Source organism: Pseudomonas imrae (assembly GCF_046352735.2).
In the GTDB taxonomy this organism is placed as follows: Bacteria; Pseudomonadota; Gammaproteobacteria; order Pseudomonadales; family Pseudomonadaceae; genus Aquipseudomonas; species Aquipseudomonas imrae.
Genome location: NZ_CP110853.2, coordinates 3,091,952 through 3,104,949, shown reverse-complemented (window position 1 = coordinate 3,104,949; position 12,998 = coordinate 3,091,952). Strand labels below are relative to the sequence as shown.

At 56.8% G+C, this 12,998-nt stretch carries 12 protein-coding genes and 1 pseudogene; 7 read left to right on the top strand and 6 right to left on the bottom strand.

The window, feature by feature from the left end; genetic code table 11:
* The first annotated feature begins 85 nt into the window (after window positions 1-85).
* From OQ460_RS13800 to OQ460_RS13785, 4 genes are all read left to right on the top strand, one after another.
* A complete protein-coding gene (locus tag OQ460_RS13800) occupies window positions 86-628 on the top strand; it encodes a fimbrial protein (RefSeq protein ID WP_410018029.1) in 543 nt (180 codons plus the stop codon).
* A 153-nt stretch (window positions 629-781) separates the two neighbouring features.
* A complete protein-coding gene (locus OQ460_RS13795) occupies window positions 782-1,447 on the top strand; it encodes a fimbria/pilus periplasmic chaperone (RefSeq protein ID WP_421096168.1) in 666 nt (221 codons plus the stop codon).
* Window positions 1,448-1,480: 33 nt separating this feature from the next.
* Window positions 1,481-4,078, top strand: a complete 2,598-nt coding sequence (locus tag OQ460_RS13790; protein ID WP_410018027.1) for a fimbria/pilus outer membrane usher protein — start codon at window positions 1,481-1,483, stop codon at window positions 4,076-4,078.
* Complete coding sequence (locus OQ460_RS13785; protein WP_410018026.1) at window positions 4,075-5,199, top strand: fimbrial protein; 1,125 nt, start codon at window positions 4,075-4,077, stop codon at window positions 5,197-5,199. Before OQ460_RS13790 ends, OQ460_RS13785 begins: the two co-directional genes overlap by 4 nt.
* Window positions 5,200-5,445: 246 nt before the next feature.
* Here OQ460_RS13785 and OQ460_RS13780 read toward each other — a convergent pair whose 3' ends face one another.
* The 3 genes and pseudogenes from OQ460_RS13780 to OQ460_RS13770 all read right to left on the bottom strand — a co-directional run.
* Window positions 5,446-6,057, bottom strand: a complete 612-nt coding sequence (locus OQ460_RS13780) for a hypothetical protein (RefSeq protein WP_410018025.1) — start codon at window positions 6,055-6,057, stop codon at window positions 5,446-5,448.
* A gap of 182 nt (window positions 6,058-6,239) precedes the next feature.
* Window positions 6,240-6,512, bottom strand: a complete 273-nt coding sequence (locus OQ460_RS13775) for a hypothetical protein (protein ID WP_410018024.1) — start codon at window positions 6,510-6,512, stop codon at window positions 6,240-6,242.
* Window positions 6,513-6,652: 140 nt separating this feature from the next.
* Window positions 6,653-7,009 (bottom strand): annotated as a pseudogene (locus tag OQ460_RS13770) (LysR family transcriptional regulator); the annotation flags it as partial.
* 94 nt (window positions 7,010-7,103) lie between these two features.
* Here OQ460_RS13770 and OQ460_RS13765 point away from each other — a divergent pair.
* Entirely contained in the window at window positions 7,104-8,270 is a 1,167-nt protein-coding gene (locus tag OQ460_RS13765) for an MFS transporter (protein WP_410018023.1), read from the top strand.
* Between the two features lie 695 nt (window positions 8,271-8,965).
* Window positions 8,966-9,163 carry an Arc family DNA-binding protein gene (locus OQ460_RS13760; protein ID WP_410018022.1) on the top strand — a complete coding sequence of 66 codons (198 nt, stop codon included), beginning with the start codon at window positions 8,966-8,968 and terminating at the stop codon, window positions 9,161-9,163.
* Here the strand turns inward: OQ460_RS13760 and OQ460_RS13755 are convergent.
* Window positions 9,160-9,693, bottom strand: coding sequence for a cysteine hydrolase family protein (locus tag OQ460_RS13755; protein WP_410018021.1), 534 nt, complete (start codon window positions 9,691-9,693; stop codon window positions 9,160-9,162). The two genes, OQ460_RS13760 and OQ460_RS13755, sit on opposite strands and share 4 nt — an antisense overlap.
* 294 nt (window positions 9,694-9,987) lie before the next feature.
* Here OQ460_RS13755 and OQ460_RS13750 point away from each other — a divergent pair, with 294 nt between their 5' ends.
* Window positions 9,988-11,061, top strand: coding sequence for an NAD(P)/FAD-dependent oxidoreductase (locus OQ460_RS13750; RefSeq protein WP_410018020.1), 1,074 nt, complete (start codon window positions 9,988-9,990; stop codon window positions 11,059-11,061).
* 71 nt (window positions 11,062-11,132) lie between these two features.
* On the opposite strand, the gene OQ460_RS13745 is transcribed toward OQ460_RS13750, so the two are convergent.
* Both OQ460_RS13745 and OQ460_RS13740 read right to left on the bottom strand, forming a co-directional pair.
* Window positions 11,133-11,564, bottom strand: coding sequence for a glycine zipper domain-containing protein (locus OQ460_RS13745; RefSeq protein ID WP_410018019.1), 432 nt, complete (start codon window positions 11,562-11,564; stop codon window positions 11,133-11,135).
* Window positions 11,565-11,711: 147 nt separating this feature from the next.
* A complete protein-coding gene (locus OQ460_RS13740) occupies window positions 11,712-12,995 on the bottom strand; it encodes an NAD(P)/FAD-dependent oxidoreductase (RefSeq protein ID WP_410018018.1) in 1,284 nt (427 codons plus the stop codon).
* Between the last annotated feature and the right edge of the window lie 3 nt (window positions 12,996-12,998).

Sequence of the window (12,998 nt, the reverse complement as noted above, 5' to 3'; positions counted from 1 at the left end):
CACTTGGTCCCGCAACATAGCAGGGGTGCTCCGGATCAGGAAGCTCCCAAACTTAATATAGAACATTGCTTTTTCGGAGTGACACATGAATTACAAAGCTCGCGCCCTCGCTGTACTGGTCGCTGCCACCGCCACCTCCGCCGCTATGGCAGCAGACGGCACCATCAACTTCAACGGCGAACTGGTGGCTGAGACCTGCACCGTTGCTGTGAATGGCGCTGCCGCAGACGGCACGGTCGTTACGCTGCCGACGCTGTCGACCTCGGTGCTGGCTTCTGCCGGTAAAGTGGCCGGCGCCACCGGTTTTAATATTCAGTTGAGCAAGTGCTCCGCCACACTCAAAACAGCCTCTGCTTTCTTTGAGTCCGGTGCCAACGTTGATCCGAAGAGCGGCAACCTGATCACCAAGGGGGCTGCCGGCAACGTCCAACTGCAACTGCTCGACGGCGTTACCGGTCTTGCTATCAAAGCCGGCGACACCGGTCAGGTGTCCAGCACCAGCCGTATCAACATCGACCCAGTCGCCTTGACTGCAGAGCTGCCATACGCCGTTCAGTACTACGCCCAAGGCGTGACTACTCCGGGCAAGCTCAACAGCGCCGTCACTTACTCTATCAACTATCAGTAAGTCGCATGCCTTGGACGCCCGCCCTGTTCGACATGGACAGGGCGGGCTTCCAGGCGGCAACGGGACGACGTAATGCTTTGCACACTTCCATTGAAACAACTGCTTCTGGCAAGTCTTACAGCACTTGTGTGCTTTCAGGCGACGGCGGGTGTAGTGATCACCGGTACGCGTTTGATCTACCCGTCGGACCAGAAGGAAATCACGGTAAAGCTCAATAATAACGGCACACAGCCTGCACTGACGCAGTCGTGGATCGACACGGGGAGTGTTGAATCAACACCCACCAGCTCTAAAGCACCTTTTGTACTTTCACCACCCGTGGCCCGTATTGATCCTGCCAAGGGGCAAAGCCTTCGGGTGATGTTCACTGGCGCACCATTGGCCCAGGACAAAGAATCTGTGTTCTGGCTCAACGTGTTGGAGATCCCGCCCAAGCCTCAGGGCGCTGAAGATCTCAACACCTTGCAGATGGCTTTTCGCTCGCGGATCAAATTGTTCTACCGCCCCATGACGCTGCCTGGCACCGCCAGCGAGGCAATCGAGCAAGTGCAATGGCAATTGGTTCCAGCACGTAGCGGTCAAGGCATGGCACTGCAGGCATTCAATCCGACGGCGTTCCACGTATCGCTGGTGGAGTTGGATCTTGTAGCAGGCGCCCAGAGGGACCGTAGCGAGGATGGGATGGTCGGTCCGGGCGAAACCCGGCAGTTCCTGCTACCGACGCTCAAACGCCGGCCAGTCGGCGCTGCTCATGTCGAGTTCAACGCCATCAACGATTACGGCGCTTTGGTCCTGATCCGCAAAACACTCAAGCCTTGATTAATCACTGACGATTTTACGCGCGAGTTATCTATGAAGACCTCTTCCCGCTCCAGGCACTTCCTGGAGGCGCAGCCTCGCTTCGCCTTGAATCCGCTGACGATCTTGATTCTCAGAGCGTTGGCTATCGTTCCAGGTGCCTGTGGCGTGCAAATTGCGCTGGCGCAAGAGGTGCAGTTCAACGATGCGTTCCTGCCTGAAGACTCACGCAGTCTTGATCTTGGCGCGTATCAAAGCGGCAACCCGGTGATGCCGGGGCAATATCGCGCGGACGTGATACTCAATGGTCAGTTGAACAGTCGCCAGGACATTCGCATCGAGGCTCAAGCCGATGGGAGCAGCCCTGTCGTGTGCATGAACCGTGCGTTTCTGGAGCGTCAGGGCGTGGAAATGTCCAGCCTGTCGCCCGAGGCCAGCCTAGCGCTCGACAGCCAAAGTTGCGCAGCAGTGGGGCGTTTGATTGCGGGCGCAAGCGCGAGTTTTTCACCCGATAACCAGGCCCTCGACCTCAGTATTCCGCAGGTGTCGCTCAAGCGTAATGCGCGGGGTTATGTCAGCCCGGAATTGTGGGACCGCGGTGTTACCGCCGGTATGCTCAGTTACAACTTCAACAGCAATCGCAACCATACCCGCACCGGCAGCTCTGACTCGGCCTACCTGGGGCTCAATGCGGGTCTTAACGTGGGCGACTGGCGGCTGCGCCACAATGCCTCCATGAGCTGGCAGTCACTCCAGGGCACTCAGTACCAGGCCCTGGACAGTTATGCCCAGCGCGATATCACTGCACTGAAAAGCCAATTGACGGTAGGCGAATCCAATACCACGGGCGATATTTTTGATACCTTGTCCTATCGCGGCGTGCAACTGGCCAGCGACGACCGCATGCTGCCCGACTCGATGCGCGGTTACGCCCCGGTCATTCGCGGCATTGCTCGCACCAACGCGCGGGTGATCGTTCGCCAGGCAGGCAACGTGCTGCTGGAAACCACCGTGGCCCCCGGCGCTTTTGAAATCGACGACTTGTACTCCACCGGCTACGGCGGTGACCTCAACGTGACCGTTGCTGAAGCGGACGGCACCGAGCAGAGCTTTATCGTGCCCTATGCCTCGGTCAGCCAATTGCTGCGCCCTGGCACCACGCGTTTCAGCCTGACCGCCGGTGAAACCCGGAATAATTTCGTCGATGACCAGGCCCGCCTGCTGCAAGGCACACTGCAATATGGCTTGAACAACACCTTCACCGGTTTTGGTGGCGTGCAGTCGAGTGACAACTACACGGCAGTACTCGCCGGCCTGGCCTTTGGCACGCCCATCGGCGCCGTGGCGGTGGACGTGACCCATGCCCAGACTGATCTGGCGAGCGGTACCGCCAAGGGGCAGAGCATGCGTGTGTCCTACAGCAAGAATGTGCTCAGCACGGGCAGTAATTTCTCAGTCGCGGCCTATCGGTTTTCCACCCGTGACTACCTGGATTTCAATAACGCAGTGCAACTGCTGGACGCCGAAAAAAATGGTTGGGACTCGAGCATGCTTGGGCGTCCGCGTAGCCGCTTGTCGGTCACGGCTGACCAGAGTCTGGGGGAGTGGGGGCAGGTAGCGATCAGCGGTTATGCGCAGAACTACTGGAACCTGCCGGGCAGCGATGTGCAGTACCAGTTCAGTTACAGCAAACAGTTTAACCGCGTGAGTTTCAGCCTCAATGCCAACCGCAGCCGTGTCGGATTGGGTGACATGGAGAACAGCTTTCTGCTGACCATGAGTATGCCTCTGGAATTCGGCGCTTCGCGGTTTGCCCCGCAACTCACGGCGCAAGTGGGCCGTGATTCCCAGGGCCACTTCAATGAGCAAGCCGGTATCAGCGGCACCGCCGGTGAGGACCGTCAGTACGGTTACAGCGCCACGATCGGCCATGACGGAGCCAGCCGCAACAAAAGCGCTTCGCTCAACGGTCAATACACCGGCGCCCGCGCCATGCTCAGTGCAGCATTGGGGCGTGGCGACGGGTATACCAGCGCGTCCTTTGGGGCCAGTGGCACGGTGGTTGCGCACCCCGGTGGTGTGACGATGACGCCTTATCGTGGCGAGACCATGGCAGTCGTCAATGCGCCGGGTGCCGAGGGCGCCAAAGTAGCGGGTTATCCGGGGCTCAAGCTGGATGGCAGCGGCAACGCCGTCGTGCCGTACCTGCGCCCTTATGAATTGAACGAAGTCGCAATCGACCCGATTGGCAGCTCGCTGGACGTCGAGCTCAACGAAACCAGCCAGCAGGTGGCACCGCGTGCCGGTGCTGTGGTTCTGCTCAAATACACCACCAACCAGGGCCGGGCCGTGTTGCTCAACGTGCGCCTGGACGATGGCAGCAGCCTGCCGTTTGGCGCAGGTGTGACGGATGGCGACGGTACCTCGGTAGGCATGGTCGGCCAGGGTGGCCTGCTCTACGCACGGATCAAGCCAGGCACCCGTCAGTTACGGATCAACTGGGGCAGCCAGGCGCATCAGCAGTGCGCCTTGATGATTCCTCCAGGCCCGGGCGAAGACCAGCAATTGCAGCAAGTTGACGCGCTGTGCGCGGCAGGTAAACAAGTCGCTGGCAGCGTGAAGCCCGACACTTTTCAAAAGGTACAGTTATGACTATCGGCGCTTTGATCAAGTCGGGCCTGGCCGTTGCGGCACTGTGGGCGGCGGCAGGTACGGCCATGGCGGTCACCTGCACCTACACGAATGGTATTCAGCCGGCCGTGGGCTTCATGCCATTGCAGATATCGGCCATCACTGTCGGGCGGGATGTGCCGGTGGGTACTGAAGTCTATCGTCAGCAATTCAACATCGCTGCTGGCCAGGCCCCCAGACTTGAATGCCTCACAGCCCCGTATCAACAGTGGAGCGAGCTGACAGTCGACTCCAGCTATGGCCTGGCCAGTGTGTCTACCGGGACGTATGCCAACAAAGTCTACAGAACCAGCATTCCAGGGCTGGGGGTCGCCTTCACTAGCTGGGGGGGCCCGTTGCCAAGGCAAACTGACAAAAGTGCGACCACGTGTTCGCCGGGCTTCAGGTGCATGGTCCCAATGGATGGGCCTTCCAATTTTGAGCTGGTCTTGATCAAGCTGGGCGACGTGACGCCGGGTGTGCTAGTGGGCAATACGTTGCCGATCGTGAGCCTGTTCGGCAACTTCGGTGATGCCAGGGTGCTGGGCTTCAAGATGGGTATTTCCGGTAGTCTTCAAATTGTCTCGCGCACTTGCAATACACCGAATGTGTCGGTGCCCATGGGAACGCATCAGCTCAAAGCCTTTACCGGCGTCAATAGCGCCACAGGCTGGAAGGATTTTTCCATCGCATTAAACAACTGCCCGGCGTTCAACGGAACATTCGCCACGAATGCGTCAGGCTGGACCTCCAATAGCGGCAGTAATCCTAGCGGCAGCGGTACCAGTGGAGCCCGGACCGATAACAGCCTGCTGTTTCGCATTGATGCGGCGCGAACAGCGATTACCCCTGGCACGGGTGTCATGAACCTCGACCCGAGCGCTGCGGGCACTGCACCTTCGGCCACCGGCATTGGTTTGCAGATTGCCCTGCCTAATGGAACCGGTTTGCCCCTGGCAACAAACCGAAGTGCCGGGCTTAACCTGCTCACCACCGAGGGCAGTTACACAATCCCACTGAAGGCCCGCTACTTGCAGACAGGGAACAAGGTGACGCCGGGCCCGGCCAATGCGTCGGCGACGTTCACGATTACTTACCAGTGATAGCCAGCGCGCGTTGAAGGTTTTTTACGATTGAAAAATCAGAGCAGTCTGATTGGACTTTTCATCATCGCCGATAAAATCCACGCCATCAACTTACCGCTTACTTAAATGTACTATATTTCCTGGTTAACAAAAAATAAAGGCACGCTAAGCGCCGTGCCTTTGCATTAGTTGATAACGACCGGCTTATCATTTTTGTCATGGCAAATCGGATATTCGCAGTAGCCGGCGTTGAGTACTTCTAGTTCATAGACTGCTGGCAGGTATTGCTTGAACTCCGCCTTGGGCGCTTTTGCCATTGATGGTGCATTCATCGTCTGCGCGCGGGTTGCACCAGGCTTCTTTCACGTCAATGTTTTTTGTGGGTTTTGTCATGGGGGTATTTTCGACCTGTGGAACGTTATCGACTGACGAACCGCTCGTTGCATTCGCATCCATTGAGTAGGCAGCAATTGAGTCTTTCACGCTTGTATTGCTGATGCCGTGATCAAGTAAGAAGTCTTGGAGTGTTGTACGGGCTTGAGCGTAGGTAACCTCTTTCCCCTTTTTGTTTGGTCCACCGTCCATGCGATAGGCTATCGGATAACCATCCTCGCTTTCATAGATGTAAAAGTTAACAGATAGGCTAAAGTTGAGGTCTTGACCGTACATGCCATAGATGCCTGAGCCATTGGATGCACGACAAGTGCCTCGCATACATTTCCCGCTGACGTGGTTGCTGAAGGTGACGTTACGCTGCTGCTGTACACTCCACTGAGGAATATTTCTTGGAATGCTATACCATGTGCAACGGTAGAATTTTGCCCCATACTGGTTTTCGGCCTCTGCACACGGAATGGCATAAGGTAAATCGTTCATGCTTTGTTCATTCGGTAGCATGGGTGGATACATGTAACCGTAGTCAACTTCGGCTTGGGCGTTCAATGAAAGTGCAAGCGCTAAACTGCCTATTGCTTTGAGTGCAACTAATTTATATTCAATGCGTTAAACTCTGAAGGGTGAGGTTTGATTTTGTTTTAAGTTTTTTTGTGAATGGTTTTTTAAATTGCCGATGGTTTTTTAGGGATGTTATCAGCATTTAAAATGTCGATAATCTGTTTTCCTTTTTTCTTGTTTTTTGAAAGTGGTGGGCTCCCATGTTCAGGGTTCCATGAATACTTCTGTCCGCTTGTCCTTACTAAATCTTTCATGCAGGTGTTGTGAGTTACAACTATAAGATTTCTACTGGCAGCCTTGTGCTTTAGCAGTTTGTCAATGATGTTTTTTCCGCAAATGGCTTCTCTGTCGGATAGCATACTTGCTTTTTTAAACATAAAATTCGATGTTTGAACTGTTCTAGTCGTGGGGCTGGTAAAATTTCAGCATTGTCTAATCCGAAATATGGTTTTATACGGACTCCTGTTTCTTGTGCTCCCTCACTTCCAGGCAACGATGATTCCATCGTCTGGGCCTAGCGGGCGCTGAATGCTGCCACCAAGGGAACGATGGTCTGTCGCCCATGGCCGAGGGCGGCACTGACCCGCAGACGGCCCCTCGGCACGCCCTGGTCGGCGATGGCTTCTTCGACTTCCGCCATGTCGGCCAAGATACGCCGGGCGCCGCGCAGGTAAGCCTCGCCTTCGGCGGTGAAAGTGATTGATCGAGTGGTGCGCAGCAGCAGGCGCGTGCCAAGACGTTGTTCGGTACGCGCAATGATCCGACTGACTGCCGAAGGTGTCAGCCCCAATGCACGAGCGGCAGCCGACAGGCTGCCCTCTTGCGCCACTGTAGCGAACATAGCCATTTCGCCTGATCTGCCATTGAAATCCATCTGTGCTCCGCGCGCAAAGGTGCTTGTCAGAAATGCTATCTACCGCCTGAAAAGGCTGAATCGTAGCATTTGCAGCACAGATAAGGAGCCTTCCATGCGTATCAACCCACCACTTTTCGCACTTGCCATTGGTGCCTTTGGCATCGGCGTCACTGAGTTTGCCCCCATGGGCATGTTGCCGGGCATCGCTGCAGACCTTGGCGTTTCCATTCCCGCCGCAGGTCTGTTGGTCAGTGCTTACGCCCTCGGAGTACTGCTCGGCGCACCGCTGGTGACCTTGACCACCGGCAGGATTCCCCGGCGTTATTTGTTGATCGGACTCATGGCGATTTTTACCTTGGGTAATCTGATGTCAGCTCTGGCGACCGACTATTACAGCCTTATGGTCGCCAGGGTGGTGACCTCACTGAACCATGGTGCGTTCTTTGGCGTTGGCTCCATCGTCGCCGCCAGTTTGGTTGCCCCGGAGAAGCGTGCAGGGGCGGTCGCGGCCATGTTCATGGGCCTGACGCTGGCAACCATCGGCGGTGTGCCGCTGGCCGCCTGGTTTGGCGAACTGTTCGGCTGGCGCTGCGCATTCTGGGGAATTACCGGTCTGGGCGTGGTGGCTATGGCCGCATTGTGGTTTGCCCTGCCCAACGTGCCTGCACCGCAAAGCAGAGGTGTGCTGGCAGAAATTCGGGTATTGGGCCGTGGCCCGGTGCTAGGGGCGTTGGCCCTGACCGTAGTTGGCTCAGGTGCAATGTTCACCGTCTTCACTTATATCGCGCCGATCCTGAGTAGCGAGACCCATGCCTCCAGCACCTTTATCACTGTCATGTTGGTGCTGTTCGGTGTGGGGCTGACTCTGGGCAATATGTGGGGCGGCAAAGCCGCGGATCGCTCGATAGACCGTACCCTGATCGTTTCGCTGAGCGTGCTGATTCTCGTCTTGCTGGCGTTCACTGTCCTGATGCGCTGGCCGCTGCTGGCTGCAGTTTCTATCTTGATCTGGGGTATAGCCAGTTTTGCCTTGGTACCTCCATTGCAAATGCGCGTGATGGAAGCCGCCAAGGACGCGCCCAATCTAGCCTCGGCAGTGAATATCGGTGCTTTCAACTTCGGCAATGCAATTGGTGCGGCGCTGGGCGGCGCGGTGATCAACGCTGGGTTGGGTTATCCGGCGATTTCCCTGGCCGGAGCAGCAATGGCTGGTCTGGGTCTGCTGATGGTGCTGGCTTTTGCCCGGCGTTCCAGAGTTGTCGCGGCTGAGCCGGTGTGACGGTGGGGCGAATAATGCGGGGCTTTTTGTTTCTAGGGCTGAAGATGTTTAAGGTGCTGGGGGGCGGTTCACCCTGACACAAATATGGCTGCAAGAATCATCAAGATTTTTTGCATATCATCAGCCTGGTTTCTTACCGCGAAAGATAAGATCAGCTGAAGCCCCGGAGAGTTTGCACCGGGCCGCCATGCCTGAGGTTACTACAGCAGCGGGGTGTGCCAGTAGAATCGGCAGAGAGAACTCGCTATCCATGGCTTCGAGTCGCCCGTCGTGAAATCACCATTTCTTCGAGGATTTCGCGGGCGAGCTTATTGATACCGGCCTCGCCATGGTATTGGCCTCGATCGATGTTAATGATGGTGAACTGGTCTGAGTCCGGGCCTGTAACATCCACGGACAAGGTACTGTCAGCGCTGATTGTGCAGGAAATTGTGCACTTTGGAAGGCGGCTGGAGAGCACCGCCTCTATTTCGAGCCTGTTTAAGGTGTCCATCTATCCCTCAGCTCAAATGAATAAGTTTTATAGCGTAGTCGCGATGGATGGAATGTAAATGGTGGCAAAGCGGTTTGTGCAAGTTCATTCGTGACGATGTTTAAAACAGAGATATCCAGCTTTTTTTCAGAAGAGTCTTAACGCTATCCGTACGATGATGTTCATATGATATTGCCCCATCGATACCGCTAGAGCATACCAGATGCAGAGTAACCTTCAGGCTTTCCTTGTCCGTCTTCCCCGTCCGCTACATGCGAAAATCAAAAGCACTGCGAAGGCGGGGAGGCGGAGCATGAATAATGAAATTATCAGAAGGCTTGAGAACGCTTTTGAGGTGACCCAGACCAACGCAGATGATCACAACATCGAGGCTCTGCTATTGCGCAAGTTGGGCTTCTAGGAAGCAGAGTCGCAGAAGTGCCACTCCTCGGCCCGCACCAGGCGGCAGAATGCTCCGTCCAGCGTTGCATTGTGATGGGCGACGATGTCCTGAGCTTTCATTACTGACGTATCTGAGCAGGTATGGCCATCGGCGACCAGTACTGCATCGAACCCAAGATCGCGGGCAGCACGGCAGGTGCTGTCGACGCAATATTGAGTTTTCATTCCTGTGACTACCACACCGGTGACGCCGCGAGAGCGCAAGTTGCCAACCAGGTCGGTCATTTCGAAAGCGTTGGGTCGTCGCTTCTCAAACACTATTTCCCCACCCCGCAGCTCCAATTCTTGCGCAAGCATCGTCAGTGGGCTACCGGGTTCGATTGGTGACCCAGCGGGCCCAACGTGGCGCGCCAGGAAAATCGCAGCACCTGCGCTGCGTGCTTTGTCCATCAGGGCATTCACGGTTGCCAACAGCTCTTCGCAGCGCCAAGGCTTTTCCGGGCCGTGAACAAGCCCAACTTGGATATCGAGTATCAACAGGGCGTACATGGGTGCATCTCCTTGCGTTTGAGCCAGCGACACAAGGCACAAAAAAAGGCCCTGTCCATTGCTGGCGGGCCTTTGAAGTTCGTCTGCTATTGGCTCACGACACCTCGCACGCTCCGCTTTGAGCGGTCGTGGTGGTGGTAATCGATGTGAGGCGATAGTTATTCATGGGTCGACATTAGCAATGTCATCGGGAGCTGGCAAGACAGAAAAAGGGGGAACATGAGTGCCGCGATTTTCATGCCTGGCCCCCTGTGACTTTCGTACAATCATCCGTTCGATGGAGTGGAGGCTGATATGGGCAATGTGCTGGGCAAGCAGGTTGTCGTCATTGGTGCGGGCATCGTGGGCGCGTCCCTGGCGTATCACCTGGCGTGCAAAGGTGCGAGCGTCACTTTGATCGAAGCCCAGGATATCGCGTGCGGAGTGACAGCGGCCTCGTTTGCATGGCTCAACACGTTTCACCGCGGCGGCGATCCTATCGCGCTGTTACGCAATGCAGCCATCGACGAGTACCGTCGACTTGAGGCTGAACTACCTGCCTTGAAGGTGCGATGGACTGGCGCGCTGACTTACGGCGTAAATATGGATGCAGGGCTGCAGTCAAACGATAACCAGGTTTCGGCAACCCGGATCTCCGGCGCTCGGATTCTCGATATCGAGCCCAATCTCAAGAACCCTCCTCAACACGCTTTTTTTCAGGCTGAAGAAGGCTCGTTGGATGCAGTGCAAGTAACGCATGCCTTGGTTGCAGGTGCCCAGGCACGTGGGGCGAAGGTCTTCACACATACTCCGGTTCTGGGCTTTGCAGTGCAGGGGGCACAGGTGACAGGCGTCGAGACACAAAGGGGCATCATCGATGCCGATGTCGTGGTGTTGGCGGCAGGCACGGGTATTACGAGGCTCACGGACTTGCTCGGGGTCTCTCTTCCAATAGAGGCTTCTCCTGCGATTTTCATTCGCTACAAGTCACAGCCCAATCTTGTGCAGACAATTATCTCCAACCCTGAAATGGAGGTGAGGCAAGATAGCGATGGTACGTTGCTGGCGGCGGAAGACTACGTGGACGACGCCTTGGAAAACCAGCCAGCAGCGATAGCGCTACGGGCGGCCCGGGCCATTCAGAACGAGCTCCATGGAGTTGTTTCGATTGAGCCGGAATTGTCCTGTATCGGGCTCAGGCCATTTCCCGTCGATGGCATCCCCATCATCGGGTACTTGCCAAAAGTCGGCGGTGTATACGTTTGCGCGATGCATCCGGGGGTTATCCTGGCGGCGATAGTGGGGCGTCTTGCCAGTGAAGAGATAATCGATGCCAGGAACTCTCCAGCACTTGGTCCGTGCCGTCCCGACCGTTTTTTCCAGTTTTAGCTGGCTAGCGTACCTGCCACAAACAACGAACCCGGCACTTGGCCGGGCTCTATTTGATGCTCCTCAGAGCATCAGTGGTGTTTGTTTTTGTGTTTGTGTTTGTGCTTGCCTTTGTTCTTGTATTTCTTGCCATCAGAACGGTGGTCGTCGTCGGCAAGGTTATTGCCAATTGCGCCACCCGCCGCGCCACCCAGGCCGGCGCCGATGGTGGAGCCGGTGGTGCCTCCCAGGCGATTGCCGATAACCGAGCCGCCAGCCGATCCGAGGCCGCCACCAATGGCCGCTTCGGTTTTGTTGCCTCGTGGTGCGCCGATTGCGCTACCGGCGGCCCCGCCGACGCCAGCACCTACTGCGGCACCTGTGGAGCCACCGATCTGTTGCCCTACGACGTTACCCAAGGCTCCACCCAGACCACCTCCGAGAGCGGCAGTGCCGTCTCCAGCAGCCATGGCACCCTGTGTAACCAATATGCCCAGGGCTAGGGCAGGCAGTGTCATTCGCATAGTGTGAACCTCAGCAGGTAGTGATGAGACGCTCACGGTTAAGACACGTCTTGTGTTTAAGAACCGGCCTGAAGCTCAAAGTTCTTGCACTGCACGCAGTCCAGTTGTAACAAACTATTTTTTGTCAGCGGGCCGGACCAATAACCCTCAGAATCGATCCAGGCGGTAAGGGGGCAGCGCCGGCAAGCCGTGCGAAGCAGCCCTGTGGGGCGATGCCATTTGAGCGATGAGCTCAGCCGTGACGGCTGCCTGAGTCAGACCCAAATGCTGATGGCCGAAAGCAAGCAACACCTTGCCAGCGCAGACCCGGTCGATGATGGGCAGAGAGTCTGGCAAGGATGGGCGAAACCCCATCCATGGCGTCGCCGACTCCGCGTTTAAGTCGCGACGAAACAAACCCTGGCTCAGACGATGCAACTGCCAGGCTCGTGCCATGTTCGGCGGCCGGTCCAGGCCGGCGAACTCGACAGTGCCCGCCAGTCTCAAGCCAGCGGCCATGGGCGTCATGATGAACTTGCGCTCCAGGGAGGTGACAGCAAACGGCAACCGCTCGTGCTCATGTGGCAGCATCAGGTGATAGCCGCGCTCGGTGTCCAACGGCACTTTTTTACCGGTGAGCGCGTGGGTCAGCCTGGCCGAGTGAGCGCCACATGCGATCAACACTTGGCTGGCGTTCAAGCACCCCTGATCAGTTTGCAGCGACACACCATGCTCGGTAAGTTGCGCGTCCTCGACCCGCTGCCTGAAGAACTGCACACCATGAGCCTTGGCGGCCTCCATCAGTTCGCAAACAAGCTGATAGGGATCGATGAAATGTCCGGTCTGCGCAAAAAACAAGCCGCCCTTAATTTGTTCGCTCAACTGCGGAGCCATCGCTTGGACCCCTTGGGCAGACCAAAGCTCGACCGGCACCTGTTGCTGACGCATGCGGGCTTGCAGCGCTTGAATGGCTGCATAGGACGCGTGCCGTTCGAACACCAGCAGCGAGCCGTCTTCTTTCAACAGTTCGGGCCGGGAGATCGACTGGAGCAGGCGCTGCCAGGCACCCAGGCTAGTTTCATTGAGCGCGCGAATACCGGTTACCGTGCGTTGATAGGGCGCCGGGCGCAGGTTCAACAGCAGGCGCATGAACCAGGGCAGGGCGCGGGGCAGGTACTTCCAGTCCAGGCGCAACGGGCCCATCGGGTCCATGAGCATGCCGGGCAAACGCTTGAGAATCGACCCATCTGCGATGGGAAACACTTGCTCGGTCGCCAGGTGCCCGGCATTGCCGAATGAGGCGCCCATGCCGGGTGCCTGTTGATCGATGATCACTACCCGCCGCCCTTGGCGAGCCAGTTGCAGAGCGCAGGCGACGCCAATGATACCTGCGCCGACGACGGCTATATCGGTCTGGTTTGTCAGGTTGTTTGCCATCAAGGAATCCGACATGGC

What these genes read in the sequence shown, in the direction of transcription:
- OQ460_RS13800 (WP_410018029.1), top strand. Translation starts at nt 86, where the DNA reads ATGAATTACAAAGCTCGCGCCCTCGCTGTACTGGTCGCTGCCACCGCC.
- OQ460_RS13790 (WP_410018027.1), top strand. Translation starts at nt 1,481, where the DNA reads ATGAAGACCTCTTCCCGCTCCAGGCACTTCCTGGAGGCGCAGCCTCGC.
- OQ460_RS13785 (WP_410018026.1), top strand. Translation starts at nt 4,075, where the DNA reads ATGACTATCGGCGCTTTGATCAAGTCGGGCCTGGCCGTTGCGGCACTG.
- OQ460_RS13780 (WP_410018025.1), bottom strand. Translation starts at nt 6,057, where the DNA reads ATGAACGATTTACCTTATGCCATTCCGTGTGCAGAGGCCGAAAACCAG.
- OQ460_RS13775 (WP_410018024.1), bottom strand. Translation starts at nt 6,512, where the DNA reads ATGTTTAAAAAAGCAAGTATGCTATCCGACAGAGAAGCCATTTGCGGA.
- OQ460_RS13765 (WP_410018023.1), top strand. Translation starts at nt 7,104, where the DNA reads ATGCGTATCAACCCACCACTTTTCGCACTTGCCATTGGTGCCTTTGGC.
- OQ460_RS13760 (WP_410018022.1), top strand. Translation starts at nt 8,966, where the DNA reads ATGCAGAGTAACCTTCAGGCTTTCCTTGTCCGTCTTCCCCGTCCGCTA.
- OQ460_RS13755 (WP_410018021.1), bottom strand. Translation starts at nt 9,693, where the DNA reads ATGTACGCCCTGTTGATACTCGATATCCAAGTTGGGCTTGTTCACGGC.
- OQ460_RS13750 (WP_410018020.1), top strand. Translation starts at nt 9,988, where the DNA reads ATGGGCAATGTGCTGGGCAAGCAGGTTGTCGTCATTGGTGCGGGCATC.
- OQ460_RS13745 (WP_410018019.1), bottom strand. Translation starts at nt 11,564, where the DNA reads ATGCGAATGACACTGCCTGCCCTAGCCCTGGGCATATTGGTTACACAG.
- OQ460_RS13740 (WP_410018018.1), bottom strand. Translation starts at nt 12,995, where the DNA reads ATGTCGGATTCCTTGATGGCAAACAACCTGACAAACCAGACCGATATA.